Origin of the sequence: Kothea flammea (assembly GCF_052161645.1) — a bacterium.
In the GTDB taxonomy this organism is placed as follows: Bacteria; Planctomycetota; Planctomycetia; order Pirellulales; family Pirellulaceae; genus Laterigemmans.
The window spans coordinates 6424071-6442331 of record NZ_CP197414.1; the positions used below are offsets into that span (position 1 = coordinate 6424071).

Below are 18261 nucleotides of genomic sequence, written 5' to 3' on the forward strand. Positions count from 1 at the left end.
ACTCTCCAGCCCTGCAATCTTTCGCCGATTGCTCAACGCGGAGACGCTGGTTGCGGCGTTGCGTGGGCCTGTTTGGCATCGCCTTAATGGCGGCAACTTGGCGGCTTTGGATTCCACAATCCGAGTTTCCTCAAGTGCCATTGTTGGGCCAGCCTTGGGGATTGCCCGAGGTAACGGCTTGGTCCGCTTGGCCGCAATGGTTGGCACTGGCCAGCATGTTGCTGGGGCTCATCTCTTTACTGTTTGCTGACTCACCTCCGGGACAATCTCCTACCGGTGCGTCCGATGCGACTGCGGTGACTTGTTGGCAAGACTGGATACGGCAAGACTGGATACGGCGAGCTGCTTGGGGCTTGCCGCTCGGTTGGTTGCTGGCGGTGATCACCGATCAACATCGGCTGCAACCTTGGGCTTATCAATTTGCCGCGCTGACGGTGCTGTTCGCCATCGCCAGGCCGGCGGCCATGCTCACTCTAGCGAGGTTGTTGACTATCGGTATTTATTTCTGGTCGGCGGTCAGCAAATTTGACTTTCAATTCGTCCATACCGTCGGTGCCGATATGGTCACTCAACTGGCCCGCTTCGTGGGCTGGGATTTAGCCGCCGCGACCAGCCCCACTTTGGAGCACTCGCTGGCCGTGCTGCCGCCGTTGGTGGAGTTGTTGGTGGCTGGGCTGTTGCTGGCTGGGTTGTTGATTGGCTTTAGCAGTCACCGCTTTGCTAGTCACCGTTTTCGCATGGGCCCAATTGGGATCGGCCAAATTGGAGTCGGGCTGGCGGTCGCCATGCACTGCGTGCTGTTGCTCGTGTTGGGGCCAGTCGGCTTGAACCATCTACCCGCCGTGCTGCTCTGGAATTTGTATTTCATCGCGCAAGTCTTGCTGTTGTTTGGCCCGGTTCAATCATCATCCCCATCATCATGGTCCAGCTTGTTGCTGCCAGGCAGTCGAACTGGTTTCGCGTTGGTGTTGGTGATGCTGGGCATGCCGATCGGTGAGCGTTGGGGTTATTGGGACCATTGGCCCGCGTGGGCTTTGTATGCTCCGCACAGCAGTCGGGTAACAATGTGGGTTTCGACCGCTGCGGTGACGCGTTTACCGGCCAGTCTGCAACGCGAACTGGACGCCAATTCGCAAGCCAGCGAGGTGGACCAGCCCGGTTGGGTCCGCCTGCCGCTCGATCGTTGGTCGTTGGGTAGCGTGGGGGCACCGATTTACCCGCAAGATCGTTTTCAGTTGGGCGTGGCGATCGCCGTCGCTGAGCAAGCTGGCTTGGATCGTGATTTGCACGTCGAATTGCGAGGTCCGGCCAGTCGCTTTAGCGGCGCACGCCAGCGGCAACAACTCGGTGGCTTACCGGCGATCCGTCAAGCAGCCGAGCGGTTCTATTTCAATGCTTCGCCGCGGCGTTTTCTCAATCGCGCTTTGGGCCGCGATTCCGAGGGACGGGCTGCGGATAGTTGGCCAAGGTGACTTTCAGGCGGGCGACCACGGCGGGATACTCGGCAACCAAATTCTTTCGCTCCCGAGGATCCAACTGGTAGTCATAAAGTTCGAACTCCGCCGTGTCATCGGGCGCCCCGACCGCTTTCCACTCAACCAAGCGATAGCGTTCCGTACGAATCGCGCGGCCTATTTTTTGTTGCGGGTAAACATGATAGGCGTGATCACGAACTCGCTTCGTGGGATCTTTCAGCACGGCAGCTAAACTCGCTCCATCGATCGGTTGCGGACCGCTTGGGGCGGGCAGTCCGGCAAGCTCAGCGAGCGTTGGAAAAATGTCAACGCTTTCGGCAAGTTGCCCAGTCGACGATCCCGCCGTCGTTACTCCCGGTGCGGCAATCAAGATCGGAATCCGATTGGCTTGTTCGTAATTCGTGTGCTTGGTCCAAATCCCCAGATCGCCAAGATGAAAACCGTGGTCTCCCCACAGCACGACAATGGTGTTCTCGGCCAGTCCCGAAGCCTTTAACTCATCAAGCACTTTACCGATTTGCGCATCGACAAAACTGATGCTGGCGTAGTATCCGTGAATCAGTTCGCGTTTCAGTTGCTCGCCAAAGTCGGCTTGAGGATCGGTCGGCACCGGTTTGTAATTCGCGATTTCACCGCCCCGTTTGCCGGCCACGCGGGGAGCATTTTCAGGAAGTTTTTCATGTCCCGGCAAAGGCAAAGTATGCGGATCGTACATGTCCCAATACTTCTTCGGCGCGCTGAACGGCAGGTGCGGTCGCGCAAATCCAGCGGCGATGAAGAAAGGTGTTCCGTCGGCAACTCGCCGCTGCTTGGCGGCTCGCAAGCGTAGAATCGTCTCGTTCGCGACGCGGCCGTCGGCGTACTGAGCATCCTCCACGTCGGGCGATTCATAAGCAGCCCCACGCGGCAGCGAGCGGATCTCGCCTAATTTTTGATTCGTAAAAAAGGCTTCCTCACGAGTCAACTGGCCACCCTCGGTGCTGGCTGGATCAAGGTACTCAATTACCTTGTCATGAAAGTGAGGAACGCTAAAGGAAGTGGGGTCGCCCTGGTTCCCGTGGCCGATATGAAACACTTTCCCCAGTGACTCGGTGCGGTAACCATGCTGGGCGAAATACTGGGGCATGGTAACTGCCGCGGGGAACGACTCTCGCAGATTATTTCCCAGGCCATACAGTCCCGTCGATGTGGAGTGCGCACCGAGCATCAGCGTGAATCGCGAAGGAGCGCAAACAGCCTGGTTGCAGTAAGCCATATCGAATCGTATTCCAGAGGCGGCTAAGCGATCGATGTTGGGTGACTTTGCGTGCGGATCCCCGTAACAACCGAGCGCTGGTTTTAGATCGTCAACGAGGATCAGTAATACATTGGGCCGTTCGTTTGCCCCCACCGTCGCTGCCAGTATAAACGTTGCCAGGTGGGCGAAGCATAAGATGATGTTTTTCATTAGTTCTGATTTACTCTTGGTTTCTGATCCGCGCGTGGTTTGCTCGCACCCCTGGGTTCCCAGTTGGGGTGTTCGACGTGAGCTTCTGCCATCATCGCTTCGAGTCGCTCGACGACCTCGGGATGCGTATCGGCAAGATTGTTCTCTTCGCCGATGTCGTTGCTCAAGTCATAAAGTTCCGTGGGGCCGGTCATCCACGGTTGGCGAACCGCTTTCCAGTTCCCGGCGCGAACCGCTTGACGTCCGCCCTGCTCGTAGAACTCCCAGTACAAGTACGGGTGCTGCTGTTGTGCTTGCGGTTTGCCCGTAATCGTGGGGACGAAGCTGATTGAATCGAGGTTGGCCGGCGCATCGACGCTTGCCAGTTCGGCCAGCGTCGCCATCACATCACCAAAGTAGCCGATGTGATCAGAGGTCGTGCCAGCCGGAGTGGTCCCGGGCCAACGCACGATCAATGGGACGCGGATGCCGCCTTCGTAAAGGGCTCGTTTCATTCCTCGCAGGGGGCCGGCGGGGTTGAACAGTTCGGGTGTGTGCCCACCTTCGTTGTGCGGGCCATTGTCACTGGTGAACATTACGATCGTTTCCTCGGCGATGTTCAATGTATCGAGCAGGTCCAGAATGCGACCAATGTCACGATCCATCCGCGAGATCATCGCGGCTTGGCCTTTGTTGGGATCGCTCCAATCTTTGTCTTCGTATTGCCTAAAGTCGGGTACCTCCTGGCCATTGCCAAGAGCTCTGCCTGACTCATTGTTGGCATGCGGAATCGTCATCGACAGGTAGAGGAAGAACGGTGCTTTGCTATCCTCCGTACCGTATCGTTTGATAAAGTCGATGGCTTCGCTGGCGATCAGGTCATGACTATAATCGACTTTGGTCGTGGCCCAACCGCCAGTGAATCCGCCGTACGCACGATCGGCTCGCTGAACCACGTTTTGGAGGCTCTCTTTGACATCGCCCCGCCACAAAAATTCCGGATAATAGTTATGAGCGTGAACTTGGTTTAGATAGCCGTAGGAGAAATCGAAACCTTGATTCGCCGGAAGCCCACTTTCGCCACCGGGAGCGAAATCTCCGAGTCCCCATTTACCGCTGATGCCAGTGCGGTAACCAGCGGCTTTGAGTACTTCGGCAACGGTGATGTCTTCATCTCGTAATGTCTGTTTCGACATGTCGGGGCCACCCGCGTTACCACGCACGTGCACGTGTCCCATGTGCATCCCCGTCATCAACACCGCACGCGACGGTGCGCAGACCGTATTTCCAGCGTAGAAATCGGTGAACTTCATACCTTCGGCGGCCATTTGGTCGAGGCGTGGCGTCTGGATCACCTGCTGGCCATAGCAACCGAGGTCCCCGTAGCCGAGGTCATCGGCCATCATGAAGATGATGTTTGGTTGGTTTGCGGGAATCACCGCTTGGGCCGTTCTGTCACCGATGACAAAATGACCGAGAGTCTGATTTCCATTCGCGTTGGCTATGGCCCAGACGGCACCCGGGCGCGTTGCTTGTGTTTTTGTCCGACCTGGCTCGATCATGCCATAAGACTTTTGCTCGCCTGAGGGACTGCGCCAAAACAATTCGACCGCTTGTCGCTGTTGGTTGCGGAAATGAACCGGGAATGGATTACCGTCAGGTTTTGACGGAGGGACCGCTCCCGTGGTTGCCGGATGCCAAGCTAGCCTACCAAGCGACTGGATGGACGGTTCGATTCGCTCGGCGAATTCACTGGGGCCTGTTCTTCGGAACTGGACAAGTTGCTGCTGTGATGCGGGATCGCCTGCTAGGTTTGTCCATTCATAAGGATCTTTGCGAATATCATAGAGTTCCTCGCCACCATCGGCATAATGAATGTAACGATGTGTGCGACCACTGATAGCATAAGTATTAGGTTTAGATAGAAAGGTGACAGAATCATGTTCCCAGTCGCTCGCTGCTGGGTCAGTTAGCAAAGGGAGTAGGCTGGGGCCGTCGCTGTTTGGGTTCGGTGGAAGTTTGCAAAGGTCAAGCAGCGTGGGGAACAGGCTGAGCAAATTTACTGGCGCGTCACAGACGGTTCCCGCCTGCGTTCCGCTGGGCAAGGCATCGCTTGTTTGTTCAGGAACACGAATCATCAAAGGAACTCGCGTCACGGCTCGCCAGGGCGTATACTTTTGCCAGTGTTCTTTCTCACCCAGTTGCCAACCATGATCGGACCAGAGCACGACAATGGTGTTCTTTGCATTGGGTCCCGATTCGAGGGCATCGAGCACTCGGCCTAGCATGGCATCGGCGAAATGGATTGAAGCGAGATAGCCCTGGATGCCTTGCTTCCATTGGTCCTCTGCTAAAATATGCTGGAAATAGCGATTTCGGGCAGCTTGTTGGCCGGCTTTGGGAACATCATCCAAGTCGTTTTCCAAATAACCGGGGGGTAGTTGGATGGACTCCAGCGGGAAAGGCTCGAAATACTTCTTAGGAACGAACCAAGGTTCATGCGGCCGGTAGAGTCCACACCCGAGGAAGAATGGCTGGTCGTGTTCTTTGCCCAGTTGTTCGCCAATCCATTGGCTGACCGACCAGTCGCCACCGAACTCTTCGTCGGTCACATCCAAAGCGGCCCAATCGGTTTCCACGTACTGCCACGGGCCACCACGTTTGAGGTTGACCGGGCGTTGCTGCGGATAAAAGGTGGCCGGAAACGGGTTTTCGGATTCGGCCTTGGGAAAGTACTCATCCCACGACCGTGCATCGATGAAGTAATGCAGCAACTTTCCCGAACCGGCCGCGTAATAGCCATGCTCCCGCAAATATTTAGGAATGATGGGCTCGGTGGGCATCACTTCGCGCATGTTCTGGCGATTGTCATACAAGCCCGATCGATTTGGGGCTTTTCCGGTGAAGACGGCTGAGCGACAGGGATTGCATGCGGGCGCTGGGCAGTGTGCGTTGGTAAATAACACCCCGCTGGCGGCCAACCGATCCAGGTTGGGGGTGATCGATTGCGGATGCCCACCCAGGCAGCCAATCCAATCATTCAGGTCGTCCATCGCGATGAACAACACGTTGGGCTGGGATGATGCGTTGGGCTGAGATGATGTTTGGGGATCGCTGGCTGCGAGGGCTTGCGAACTGAAGACCAGGATCGTAAGCAGTTGGATGACACGATGCATTGTGAAAATGGCTTCCGTGGTATGAAAAAAGACTCCTTGATTATAATCTCCCCGCCGTCGCGATTGAGGGGAGAGGGAGATTTCGTTTTTTTCGCTCGATGAATCGGTGGCACATGATCCCCGTGCTTGACGCCTGGTGAAAAAATGCCGTTTGTACTAATTGCCTGGAATGCGAGATTGCCCAGTCGCAAAGCTTTGTGCAATCGGTAGCCCTTGCCTCATTTGCCTGTTGCGATGCGCCCGATGGTCTTCCGGTAGGTCGTCTGCGATGGAGGACATCGTGGTTAGGAAACCTAGGCGGTGGGGCACCCGGCAGCGGAGAAAGTCGAATGGATGCGGAATTATTGAAGGAGTTTTTGCAGGAAAGCTTCGAGGGGCTGGAGCAACTGGACAACGACATCGTGGCGCTTGAAAAAGATCCCTCGCGAGGCGATCTGATGTCGGCCATCTTCCGTGCGATCCATACGATCAAGGGAAGCTGTGGTTTCATGAGTTTGCATCAGTTGGAATCGGTGGCGCACGCCACCGAAACGGTGCTGGGTAAGATGCGCGATGGTCAATTGGCTGTGACCAGCGACGTGATCAGTGACGTGCTGAGTGGCGTTGATCTGATCAAGGAACTGCTCAACGGGGTGGAAGCGGAAGGCACCGAACCTACCGTTGACATCGCGGCGGCGATCAGCCGCCTGAACGAAATCGCGGAAGGCTCTTACAAACCATCCCCGGCTGGGCGAGTTATCTCTTCCGACGACGTTGAAACGGAGCTAGAAGCGGGGACAGACGAAATGCTTGATCAGGAAGCTATGGGTGCGGCGGCGGGCCTTGCGACAACGGCCGGCAGCTCAGCAGCAAACAACGCGCAAAACATGAATGGATCCGCAGACGGCGCGCCAATCTCAAAACCAGCTGCTACCAAAGGTGGCGAGTCGGTCAGTTCGATCGCTGACATGACGGTCCGGATCAGCACCGACGTGCTTGATGACTTGATGAACCTCGTCGGCGAGTTAGTGTTGACTCGCAACGAGCTGTTGCAATTGTCCCGCCACGATCAAGACTCACAATATTATAACCCGATCAGCCAACTGAATCGTGTTACGACGGAATTGCAAGAAGGGATCATGAAGACCCGCATGCAGCCGATCAGCACGGTTTGGAACAAACTGCCGCGGATGGTGCGGGAACTCTCCAAAGCGACCGGAAAACCGCTCGAGCTGACCCTCACCGGAGAGTCAACGGAGCTGGACCGGACCGTGCTCGAAGCAATTCGTGATCCGCTCACTCACATGCTTCGCAACTCGGCCGACCATGGTATTGAATCACCCGACGAACGCGTTGCCAATGGCAAAACACGGCATGGTAACATTGCCTTGCGGGCGTTCCATGAATCGGGCCAAGTGATCATTGAGATCAGCGATGACGGTGGCGGTGTGGATCGCAATAAAGTCTTGCAACGCGCAATCGAGCGGGGATTGGTTCCTCAGGCGACCGCACATCAACTGTCTGATCATGACGTCTTGCAATATATCTTTGAACCGGGCTTTTCGACCGCTGATAAGATCAGTAACTTGTCGGGGCGCGGCGTTGGTATGGATGTGGTCCGCACCGCGATTGAGAGCATTGGCGGTGGGGTCGAAGTCTTCTCCCAAATCGGCCGGGGAACGACGCTGAAGGTCCGGATTCCACTGACGCTGGCGATCATCTCGGCGTTGTTGGTTAAATCGGAAAACAGCATGTTTGCCATTCCGCAAGTTGGTATTGTGGAATTGGTGGCGCTCAACGGACACAACGACGAACGCTTGGCGTGGTTGCAAGATCGCGCGCTGTTCCGTCGCCGCGATCGCTTGTTGCCATTGCTGCGTCTGTCCGACGTGTTGGGGCTGTCGGCCCAACCCTTTGGCGCGGCCGATCAGATCGCCGAGGAATCGACGATCGTGGTCGTACAAGTCGACAACCACGACATCGGCCTGGTCGTCGACCGCGTGCTGGACACCGAGGAGATTGTCGTCAAGCCGGTCGGTGCCTCGGTGCAAAGCGAAGGGCTGTATCAAGGAGCCACGATCCTGGGCGACGGTCAAGTGATCATGATTCTCGATTCAGAGAGTTTGGTGCGACAAGAGGGAATCGACTTTGCCGCAGTCTCCGAAGCGGAAGCAAAAATCAAGAGTGGAGCCGCCGCTGGTCCAGCCACCAGTCGCATCCTATTGATCGAGGATGGTGGGGAAAATCCGATCGGTATCTCGCTGGCACAAGTCTCTCGGTTGGAAGAATTTCCGGTCAGCGCAATTAATCATAATGGCAACACTCGGGCAGTTAGCTATCGGAACGATATTCTGCCGCTTGTGCCGCTGTCAAGCAACAGCGAACATGCCAGCGGGGTCCAGCCGGTGGTCGTGTTCAGTGACGAACATCGCACGATCGGCCTGATGATCCAATCGATTCATGACATTAAAGATGCCGAAATCGAGCTGCGTTTCGAGTCTAGTCAGCCTGGTATCTTGGGATCAGCTTTGATGAATGATGAGATCATCGAGTTGTTAGATCCGCGGCACTTCCTGGCCAGCGCCGTAAAACGGATCGAGCGAGATCCAGTGCTGATGTTGGTTTCGGAGAATCCGATCGAGACTGAGTTCCTTACAGAACCCGCCAGCCGCTTTGGCTACCCGGTGCGAAGCTTTACCGATGTCAGCGAAGCTCTGGCCTTCCTGGAAGGTGGTCGCAAGACAGCCGGCGTGCTCTGCAGCACGGGGCAAGACACGCGGGCCTGGAGAGCTTGGTGGAGCGAGCTAACCTATCGTCGCGGTAACGGCCAATTGGCTGCCGCCGTCACCGGTATGCCCGAGGCGTTGCCGGGCGATATTGCCAGCATGTTGGCGATGGCTGGAATCCCGGTTACCGGTGGCGAAATGGATTGGCTGTTCTCAGCATTGCAAGAACAGTGGGCCGAGCATTCGCCCCGTGGGGTCAGCGGTATGCCCGCCAAAGCGCATGAAGACTACGCGCCGACGGTCTGCCGCAATGACCAGTACGTCAGCTTTACGGTCAGTGGCCATCACTTTGGCCTCCCCGTCACGGCAGTCCAAGAAGTCTTGATCGCCGGTGGCATCTCCTCGGTTCCCTACTTGGCCGACGACGTGCAAGGGCTGTTGAATCTACGCGGCCAAATTGTCACGGCCATCGATCTGCGGCAGCGGTTGCAACTGAACACGGTCGCCGAAACGGCCAGCTGCAACGTGGTGGTGCAAGGACCGTGGGGCGCCTTCGGCCTCCTGGTCGACGCGGTCGGTGATGTGGTCGACATCCCCAGCACGGCCCGTGAAGCAGTTCCTTGCACGATCCGGCCTTCCTTCCGTCGCTTTGCCTCCAGCGTCGCTCGCGTCGAAGAAAGCTTGGTGACGTTGCTCGACACCGACCGCTTGTTAAACCTGTCAGCGGCCTAACAGGCAGTCGGCAGACTCACGCAGATGCTGAAATACAGCAAACCTAAATCGTCAATCAAGCGAGCCGACACGATCGAATTCGGCCGCTTGAGGAGTCTCGCGAAGCAACCCCAAGCTCCTTGAGGCTAGTGCTGGGGAAGTAGCACTGCTGCGGGGTCAGCAAAGGCTTTACATGTTGTTCGGACTGGCTCGTGGGATGAATGGGTTGAACGCAACCCGTCAAGCGAAGTTCACATCTCGTAGTGTGTCGGCACCTCCGAGAGAACTCGCCAAATGCCAGCAAAGTAAGGTCGCACCCAGTCGTTCGTTTTTATGGCCATGGCTTCAGTTCGGTCGGATACTGTAGAAAATCTCTTAAGTCATGATCGCTATCGGTTATCCACGATGAATCGTGAATTGGTGCTAGCAAAGATTCGGCAAGAGCGTGAAACGAATACCTTTCAAGTATGGGCTCACCGTCATCAGCACTTTAGATGGCGGTTGATTGAGCGCTGCCTTCGCTCCACCCGAATCGCAGGATCAACGTTTTGGGTACAACCTTCGGGCGAAAAATAAGACGGTGAAGACGAGGCTAGCTGCATAGGAAAACCAGAGGAATGCGACTGTGCGAATCGCATACGGATCACCGATCGTATACAGGAAGCCACTGATGAAATCCGTGCCAAAATAGCCTGCGCGGCGATTGAAGTGAGGCCAGCGAAAGGCATCACCAACGTAGACCAGCATCGCCGCGATCACTCCCGCAGCAATACACACTGCGAGCATCGACAAACGCCGCGTTTCTCGCCGGTTCGTTTCGCAGGACGAGTTTCTCGGTGACGAATAGGGATTGTCCAATTAAATGCTCGCGGTCGACGTCGTTAGGCAGAACGACGGCGATCACGCAGTCGTCGCAAGAAAACTAAAATTCAAAATCGCGGCCGACGGGCGACTTGCGTGCATCGCTTTGTTCGCCAGCATCACTTTGGTTTGATCGCATTGTTTTGCGTCGAAGATTGCTTTTCTCGTACAAGTTGCAAAATTCGGTTATATGATAGCCGGTACCCTTGAGCTTCATTTCCGCCGCCTGGCGTGGGGCTCCAGATGATAATTTCAATTGAGGAATTTGCGAGCAGAATCTCATTTAAAGTGAGTCGAAGGGCTAAACTTTGTTCTTTAGCATTCGTTCGTTCTGTCCGTACTGATCCGACGACATCGATGTCGGTGACCAAGTCAGTCGTAAGTAGAACTGGTTTGTCAAAGGGAATTTGCGAACAATCGAATTTAATGATGACCCATTCTCGCGAAGGGCTTTCGGATTGCATCGCGTGATCATATGTGTCAAATGTAATGCCTACAGACGCTAGCTTTGCAGTATCCCACCTGTCAACGTCCCATATCGGACTTTGTGCAAACAGGTCCCGCTGGGGGGCTAGGCAAGTTGCGGCGAGAAGGAAAAAGACAGCCAAAATCCAACGCATCTTTGAATCTCCTATTGGCGAACGGTACCCGTCACCGGGCCGGGAAAGTTGATTGCCCATTTGTGAAGCCACGTAAGCCTGGTTCCGGTCCGCGCTTGCGGATAGGCAAAACGACGGAAGGTCGAATGCAAGTAATAGCGAGTGTAGCATTGGACTTCTCCAAAGAGGCGATGTGAGATGTGGCCAGCTACAGATAAGACGCTTGAATCGAAGTGTTATTAGGAGAATTCCGCGAATTTCAGTCGGCGAAAGTTGGCGTTGAGCGGGCCGCCGACAATCAACATCGGCTTCAGGAACGACGCGACCGGCCGCTCCGCGTCCAACGCTTTGTTATGCCATTGTCTGTCACTCGCCCGGATGCAGGGCCAAATGAACACCGACCGGATCGCGAACAATGGCGTATTTTGGCTCGGCGAATTGCTTGACGACCGCGCCACCGCCCTGTTTGACGCGACGAACACTCTCCTCAAAATCGCCAACCGGCAAATGTATCAGCCACACAGACGGAATTTCAGTCTGCTCACCACGGAATTGGAAGATCTCCGCTGCTATAGTTTCGTTGTCAACCTGCATTTCAAACTTGACGGCAAGCTCGTCGTTGTTCTGTGTTTCGATCGACTTGGCCTTCCATCCAATCACCTGTTGATAGAAGTCTCGACTCGCCGAAGCGTCTGGAACCGCTAACGACAGCCACGAAATACAGCCCGCGCGGGTATTCCGATGAGCAGTGGGGGACTGGTGCGGTACAACTGGAATAATTCCGAATGCAGATCCATCGGGGGCAACCAGAACCGCCCATTGGCTTTGGCCGTCGTCGGACTTTCCGTGCATGAGTTCTTTGCCACCCATGTCAAGTGCACACATCGCGCTGGCGGCAACATCAGCAACCTGAAAGTGGGGCATCCACTGCAACGGCAACGAGTCGTATTCGGGCGTGCGAGCCCCAAGGCCAATGATAGGTGTCCCCAGGTTGTTCATCAGATCGTCACGCCAAAGTGGCGCGTTACCCGTGCTAAGGATCGACGAGTAGAAAGCAACCTCACGCTCATGATCGGGAACGGCAATATCAGCGCTGATGACACCACCGACGCCGTGGATAAATGGGTTTCGCATGGTTGGCCTTCGGTGCTAATTGATTCAGATGGTCTCAACTGTTGGCAAGCCTCGTCTCCACGGCATAACGGCGGCGGTAACGGGGCCGCCGCCGGAAAACTATGATTTCAAAACCCGCGTCATCGGCCGCTTATGGTCAAACTCGCACACCGTAAAGCTTGCTTGTTCGTAGTGGGAGCCCCAGCGCAGCTCAAAGCGAAGAACAAGCAGAATAGCTTAACGCGTGCGGGCGGATTTTCCAACCTCCCCGAAGTAACTTGTTAAGTACTGACCGACGGACCGCTGACGAATCTATCGCCGCTGCCGCACAGGGCCAATCAGGAGCACGTTTTCCATTTGCAAGTCGATGGCAAAAAGCCTGTCACGGGTGGCTTCAAGAAAGATCCAGAGGACATTCAGCTGCTTATCGAGTGCTGGCGGAAACGCTTTCCCGACTGCACCTTTGCCATCGCCATCGAGACTAGCAAATGGCCGCTGATTAACGCACTTGTCAATTACCAGGATGTGGTCATCTATCCCATCAATCCCGCTGCGCTAGCCAACTACCGCAAAGCGAGCTGGCAAGGTGCGTTTGCGGAAGGTCTTCTATGGTCTCGGAAAGGCCGAGAAAATCGAGGCTCGCGTCGAACAGTTAATGGCAGCGACGCCGCTTACTGATGATGAGACAACGTTGGGAGTGGAGTCTCGTAGGGCAGTGGCTCTGTGCGAGTTACTTCAGACCAACAACCATCAGATCGACAAGTACGATAAGTCGATCAAGGAATTGGTTGTGCAACATCAAGACTTTGAGATCTTCGGGTCTTTGCCAGCGGGTTCCCATGCTACTCAGGCACGGCTGATTGCCGCTTTGGGTGATGACCGTTCATGTTACGAGAGTGCGGAATTGTTACAGGCGGCGATCTGGGATCACGCCATTGACAACGCAGAGCGGCCAGCAGCGTTTCGTCTCCAGTCGCTGGGCTTGCAGCAAGTTCAGGAAGCAAACGTTTCATGAGTTCGCCGGACTATCGATCAAACGCTGTAAGTGGGCGCGGGCCTACTATGCGATGCAGCTTTCAAAAGGGAAGTCATCGCAGGTGGCAACGCGTGCGCTAGCGTACAAGTGGCAACGTATTCTGTTTAGCTGCTGGCAAACAAGAACCCCGTACAAAGACGAACACTACATGAACCGGCTAAGGGCAACCGGCTCGCCCTTGTTGAGTTTCCTTGAAGAGTAGGAAATCGGTGGAAACTCAGTCAAAAAACGAGGAGAGAAAATGTCATCAATCCGCCCACCACCTATTGACGCGTTGCCTCAGATGTCTTCGGTTCACGGCATGGTTACCCGACGACGCGCCGGAAATCGTAGCCATCGGACAACGCATTCATGATAGCACGTGCGATCTTACCGCCGCCACTAGCGGACGGTTCAATCGGGGAAACTGATGAGTAATCCGACGGTTCGTGACAGATGGTCCGTAAATCAATCAGCGTCGTTCCAAACTCGAATGCGATGCGTGTTATTGTGTCGTTGAAGACACAAAGCCCAGCGATCTCCGATGAATCGAGCCCCGGCACGGAGTCGTAAACTGTACATGTCGCGAGCGGACGGCGTAATTCACGTAGGTCACGGATCAATCGCCTGTATTCGGAGGTGAATTCGGCAAGCAACTCAGCGATTCGTTGTAGCGACGATCGGACGTCTGTTGTCTCCTGCGAGAAAATGTTGCCCGCCATCCAGAGTGCATCGTTTCCGCCAGCGCTCAGGACCAAGTGCGTTGCATCATTCGGAATTCGTTCGATTTGGCGGAACACAGACGAAACAGTGGCGCCGTCCAACGCAATCATCGTTGCACGGTCACCATTGGGTAGTACCCGGCGAACATGCTCGATGACGGATGGGCCTCCCGGCACGTAGAGCCCGTTGTCAAATATGGAATCGCCGAGAAGTACAATGTGTCGTGTCAATCAAACCTCATTCGGGTAACGACGGCGATCACCTCGCCCGAGCGGTTGAGGTAGATTTGAAAAATCGGAGTATGGCGAGGGCTGGGGTGGATCGCATGGTTTCCGGCACGCGCCACGATCCGGAGCGCATCTAGGCCCGCCAATTCATTCCATTACGGTACCGTAGTCCAAACCCGCTTGCAATCATTTTTGAGTTCCGGGAGCCCGATTGACTTTATTGCGAGCATCTTCGCCTGGTACGGCAGTGGAAAATTTAATTGGAGGTATCTCGCGAGCAACTTCGGCAGCATCAGGTTCGTCCGGAGAGGACGCAGTTGGCACTGGTTCAACCGATAGCAATTTGCGAGGCAAGCGCGTCGATCAGTACTCGAGGCTTGTTCGCGCGCACCAATCATCGAGCATGGGCTTTCAATGGACGATTGTAGACAGACCAAGTTCAGGCCCGAAGAGCTTGACGCCGGGAACGACAGCGTTGACCGGGCCGCCGCCAATCAACATTGACCTCAAGAAAGACGCGATCGGCGGCTCCGCGTCCAACGCTTGGTTACCCCCGCTTTTCCTCGGAAGCTACAGCCATCCCATTGATCGTCTTGCTTATGATGTCGTTCTTGCAGTTTACGGGCTCGATACTCGTCAGGAATGAATCTGGAAAATCAAGGAGTATTGGACGAACGTGTTCAGCCAAGTCGTTGTCTACAATTTCGGTGACGAGCGAGTTACACGTGCCCATTGCGTTAAATCGGTTCTCAGTATAAGCGGCATGAATTGCCAAACGCAGTGCTCCGGCCTTCTGATCATTGGGTACGCTTGGGCTATTGAAAAACTGTTCAATACAGTCTGCAATGTGCTCGGCAAACGCCCATCCGTAGTTGCCTTTGCGTACCATCTTGCCGTAAACATCTAAAAAGGATGAGCGGAGCGTGTCAAAGGGCGACTGCGCCACAACGCGAAAGAAATCTGCGTTGAGTTGTTGGCAGATTTGATCTTGCTCGTCGTCATCGAGTGCAAACAGCGAATTAACAAAATCGTTTATCTCGTCGACATCATACGATCGCTCGCTTGAAAGTCTCGATTCAATCGTGGCGAGTTTGCTGCGACAGTTGTTTGCACCCTGCACACGGTTAAGCACAATATCGAAGGCTGAGACAATTGCTTGCTTGAAGTCGGCAAGCGTTTGGTATCGAGCTTCTTTGGTGGGATCGCATGCACGTTTAAGAACGTGGAAAAGGCCTGGCGCGATGCCCGTTGGTGTCATGTACACAGGATCGCGCCCCGAAAGCAGTTGATAAAACGTTTTTCCCAACATAAATATGTCACCTGGCGCATCAGGGTTTCGGAATCCATCGCTCCGAAATTCAGGCGGAGCATACCCGAATGTTCCCCAAGCTTCAGCTGTTGATGTAATAGTTGTCGCGGTCGAATCGACCTCGACGCTAAGCCCCATGTCCGACACTACGATATCGTTTCCGTTCTGCAAAAAGTTTTGGGGTTTAATATCGCGGTGAAATACGCCCCGAGTATGGAGTTCTGCGATGCAATCAATGGCATCGCAGAGAGTTTGTTCCTGAAGTGCAGGATCTGACTTTAAAGCGGCCTGACGTCGGGAAAGGTCGCCGTCTGCGTAGTAGGGCATCACGTAATATGGTGGATTGTGCTCCGTATTGTGCGCGATGATTTGGACGACCTTGGAGTTTCCACGAAAATCGTTGAGTAGCGCAACTTCTCGCTTGAAGCGTCGAATCAATTTTGGGTCAAAAGACTTGCAGTACTTGAGAACCAATTGAGTCGATGTCGTGTTGTTCCGATCCGTAACAAACACGACGTTTCCCATTCCACCCGATGTGCTGCAAGACTTTGTAATCTCAAAGCGGCTGTCAACAACATCGCCGATTTTCATCTGATTCTCCAAGGGGGTAACGATTGCGATCACCTCGCCCGAGCGGTAGAGGTAGATTTGAAAAATCGGAGTATGGCGAGGGCTGGGGTGGATCGCATGGTTCCCGGCACGCGCCACGATCCGGAGCGCATCCGGGCCCGCCAATTCATTCCATTACGGTACCGTAGTCCAAACCCGCTTGCAATCATTTTTGAGTTCCGGGAGCCCGATTGACTCTATTGCGAGCATCTTCGCCTGGGACAGCAGTGGGAAATTTAATTCGAGGTATCTCGCGAGCAACTTTGGCAGCATCAGGTTCGTCCGGAAAGCACGCAGTTGGCACTGGTTCAACCGATAGCAAGTTGCGAGGCAAGCGCATCGATCAGTACTTCAGACTTGTTCGCGCGCACCAATCATCGAGCATGGGCTTTCAATGGACGATTGCAGAGAGACCAAGTTCAGGCCCGAAGAGCTTGACGCCGGGAACGCTAGCGATGACCGAGTCGCGGCATTGTGGTTTTTATGTCAAAAGGGACGATCCGCGACTTCGGGTGAGTAGGCCGGGTTCTCTTTGGTTATAAGCTACCGTTCCCCTGTTTGCCATCCGGTACTTGGATGGTGCCCGGAACTCAGTCGCATAGCCGCATTGATCTCCGGCCCCTCGTAGATCCGGACGTGCGCCGTTAACGCATCCGGCTCCCAGATTTCACCTGCCTCCGCTACTCTTCAACTCGCGGTCCATCGCGATCAAGTCAGTTAAACGTTTGGGACTCGCCAGCGGATGAAGCTCCGTAAAGCGAGTGAAATGTCCCCAGTTCACATAGCTGTTCTGACTCCGGCGACTCAAGTGTCGCTTGGCCATCCGACGAACCTTCTTGCGGAACACTTCCAGCATCGGCCAATTATCATTGATTCCGTAATACTGGTAGTGACCACGAAGTTTCATGTTTAGGACAGGCCACATCTCGCCGATCGGTGTCGACAGCTGATGGTGTAACCAAAGTCGCATCTCTCTCAACTTGATGCGCAACTTCTTGCTGGACGTTTTCCTTTTCAGTTTGAACTTACCTGCTCGACTCTGGCCGCAGTAATGAGTAAATCCAAGGAAATCGAAAGTGCCCGGAGCGCCTTCGCCCTGCCGCTGGCAGTCGCGACGGGCAAAGCGTCCGAATCGTAGCAACTTCGTCTTCTCCTCGGCGACTGTCAACGAATATCGGCCCAATCGCTTCGGTAACACCGCTTGGTATCTCCTCGCATCCGATTCCAACTGAAAGCAGCCGATGAAATCGTCTGCGAAGCGCATTAAATACGCCTCGCCGTTGAGCCTCGGCTTAACTTCCCGCTCGAACCAGTCGTCCAACACGTAGTGTAAATACACGTTGGCCAGTAGCGGGGATAGACTGGCGCCTTGGGGGACGCCTTCTTCGGTCGCCTGCAATTGACCATCGATCATGACGCCCGCTTTCAGGTATCGCTCGATCAGTCGAAGCATCTGAGGGTCGCTAATTCGCTTGCGAAGTAGCTCAATCATTTGCTCGTGACCGACATTATCAAAGAATCCTTTAATGTCGGCATCACTAATCCAGTTCACCTTCCGCAAGCTAATGATCCCACCAAGAGTCGCTAAGGCTTGGTGACAAGATTTCCGGGGACGATAACCGTACGAAAAGTCATAAAAGTCGACCTCGTAGATTTGTTCCAGAATCATTACCATTGCGCGTTGGACAAGTTTGTCCTCGACACATGCGATACCCAGTGCTCGCGTTTTCCCATCCCCCTTGGGGATATTCTTTCGCAAGCTAGGCTGCGGCCGATAGCTGCCACGATGGAGGCGTCTGAGCAAGTCATGAAGGTTTGCTTCAAGGTCTTGTTCATAGTCTTCTACCGTGACGTTGTCGACTCCTGGAGTCTTACCTCGTTTAAGTCGGCGAAAAGCGAGCCACAATAGCTCATGATTGAGCATCGAGAAGAGGTTATTGAAAACTTCTTCCGGCTCCGCTTTCGCTCGTTGAGAGGTGCGATCCAGCCGAGTTAGCACCGAGGTTCCGTCACTGAGTACGGGCGGTGCCCGGTCTGGATCGCGTGATATCCCAGCCGCCTTCCCTACACCGGCATTACCCGGCTTTTCGCCTTCCGATTGGCCTTCGGCTGGCTGCGGTACTATTCGGCTGTCCGATCCCCTGAGAGTCGTTTGTCTTCGTCGCTTATTCCACTTCTTAGACATACTCAACCGTTCAAACTGGGATGTTTGGGTTCGATTAAGAACCTCAGGGTGTCACTGGTTGCCTGATTGACATCATGTGTAGCGCGAATGGGGCGCCGACTCCGGGTCTCTTCACACAGCTCGCCAT

11 protein-coding genes and 1 pseudogene are annotated in these 18261 nt (G+C 54.8%); 3 read left to right on the forward strand and 9 right to left on the reverse strand.

Annotated elements, in window-relative coordinates:
- Positions 1 to 50 precede the first annotated feature (50 nt).
- Entirely contained in the window at positions 51 to 1472 is a 1422-nt protein-coding gene (locus SH139x_RS23915; RefSeq protein ID WP_488352274.1) for a hypothetical protein, read from the forward strand.
- On the opposite strand, the gene SH139x_RS23920 is transcribed toward SH139x_RS23915, so the two are convergent.
- From SH139x_RS23920 to SH139x_RS23930, 3 genes and pseudogenes are all read right to left on the reverse strand, one after another.
- Positions 1414 to 2922: a sulfatase gene (locus SH139x_RS23920; protein ID WP_488352275.1), complete on the reverse strand. Its 1509-nt coding sequence runs from the start codon at positions 2920 to 2922 to the stop codon at positions 1414 to 1416. The genes SH139x_RS23915 and SH139x_RS23920 overlap by 59 nt on opposite strands.
- Positions 2922 to 4463: an arylsulfatase gene (locus SH139x_RS23925; protein WP_488356072.1), complete on the reverse strand. Its 1542-nt coding sequence runs from the start codon at positions 4461 to 4463 to the stop codon at positions 2922 to 2924. The genes SH139x_RS23920 and SH139x_RS23925 overlap by 1 nt, the downstream gene beginning before the upstream one ends.
- Before the next feature lie 231 nt (positions 4464 to 4694).
- Positions 4695 to 6077: pseudogene (locus SH139x_RS23930) on the reverse strand (sulfatase); the annotation flags it as partial.
- Between the two features lie 329 nt (positions 6078 to 6406).
- Here SH139x_RS23930 and SH139x_RS23935 point away from each other — a divergent pair.
- On the forward strand, positions 6407 to 9514 hold the full coding sequence (locus SH139x_RS23935; RefSeq protein WP_488352276.1) for a chemotaxis protein CheW: 3108 nt from the start codon (positions 6407 to 6409) through the stop codon (positions 9512 to 9514).
- 519 nt (positions 9515 to 10033) lie between these two features.
- On the opposite strand, the gene SH139x_RS23940 is transcribed toward SH139x_RS23935, so the two are convergent.
- From SH139x_RS23940 to SH139x_RS23950, 3 genes are all read right to left on the reverse strand, one after another.
- Positions 10034 to 10279 (reverse strand): hypothetical protein, encoded by a 246-nt coding sequence (locus SH139x_RS23940; protein ID WP_488352277.1) that lies wholly within the window; start codon positions 10277 to 10279, stop codon positions 10034 to 10036.
- A 194-nt stretch (positions 10280 to 10473) separates the two neighbouring features.
- The gene (locus SH139x_RS23945; protein ID WP_488352278.1) at positions 10474 to 10974 is read right to left on the reverse strand and encodes a hypothetical protein; all 501 of its coding nucleotides are present in this window, start codon (positions 10972 to 10974) and stop codon (positions 10474 to 10476) included.
- A 345-nt stretch (positions 10975 to 11319) separates the two neighbouring features.
- A complete protein-coding gene (locus SH139x_RS23950) occupies positions 11320 to 12087 on the reverse strand; it encodes a VOC family protein (protein ID WP_488352279.1) in 768 nt (255 codons plus the stop codon).
- 565 nt (positions 12088 to 12652) lie between these two features.
- Between SH139x_RS23950 and SH139x_RS23955 the strand changes: the two genes are divergently transcribed.
- Positions 12653 to 13081: a hypothetical protein gene (locus tag SH139x_RS23955; RefSeq protein WP_488352280.1), complete on the forward strand. Its 429-nt coding sequence runs from the start codon at positions 12653 to 12655 to the stop codon at positions 13079 to 13081.
- A 326-nt stretch (positions 13082 to 13407) separates the two neighbouring features.
- Here the strand turns inward: SH139x_RS23955 and SH139x_RS23960 are convergent, their stop codons facing one another.
- The 3 genes from SH139x_RS23960 to ltrA form a co-directional block, all read right to left on the reverse strand.
- A complete protein-coding gene (locus SH139x_RS23960) occupies positions 13408 to 14034 on the reverse strand; it encodes an SGNH/GDSL hydrolase family protein (protein WP_488352281.1) in 627 nt (208 codons plus the stop codon).
- Positions 14035 to 14578: 544 nt separating this feature from the next.
- A complete protein-coding gene (locus tag SH139x_RS23965; protein WP_488352282.1) occupies positions 14579 to 15931 on the reverse strand; it encodes a serine/threonine protein kinase in 1353 nt (450 codons plus the stop codon).
- 685 nt (positions 15932 to 16616) lie between these two features.
- Positions 16617 to 17948, reverse strand: coding sequence for a group II intron reverse transcriptase/maturase (gene ltrA / locus SH139x_RS23970; protein WP_488352283.1), 1332 nt, complete (start codon positions 17946 to 17948; stop codon positions 16617 to 16619).
- Positions 17949 to 18261: the final 313 nt, after the last annotated feature.

Excerpts from the sequence above, each read along its gene's own strand:
- SH139x_RS23920 (WP_488352275.1), bottom strand. The coding sequence starts at position 2,922 with ATGAAAAACATCATCTTATGCTTCGCCCACCTGGCAACGTTTATACTG.
- SH139x_RS23925 (WP_488356072.1), bottom strand. The coding sequence starts at position 4,463 with ATGATCGAGCCAGGTCGGACAAAAACACAAGCAACGCGCCCGGGTGCC.
- SH139x_RS23935 (WP_488352276.1), top strand. The coding sequence starts at position 6,407 with ATGGATGCGGAATTATTGAAGGAGTTTTTGCAGGAAAGCTTCGAGGGG.
- SH139x_RS23940 (WP_488352277.1), bottom strand. The coding sequence starts at position 10,279 with ATGCTCGCAGTGTGTATTGCTGCGGGAGTGATCGCGGCGATGCTGGTC.
- SH139x_RS23945 (WP_488352278.1), bottom strand. The coding sequence starts at position 10,974 with ATGCGTTGGATTTTGGCTGTCTTTTTCCTTCTCGCCGCAACTTGCCTA.
- SH139x_RS23950 (WP_488352279.1), bottom strand. The coding sequence starts at position 12,087 with ATGCGAAACCCATTTATCCACGGCGTCGGTGGTGTCATCAGCGCTGAT.
- SH139x_RS23965 (WP_488352282.1), bottom strand. The coding sequence starts at position 15,931 with ATGAAAATCGGCGATGTTGTTGACAGCCGCTTTGAGATTACAAAGTCT.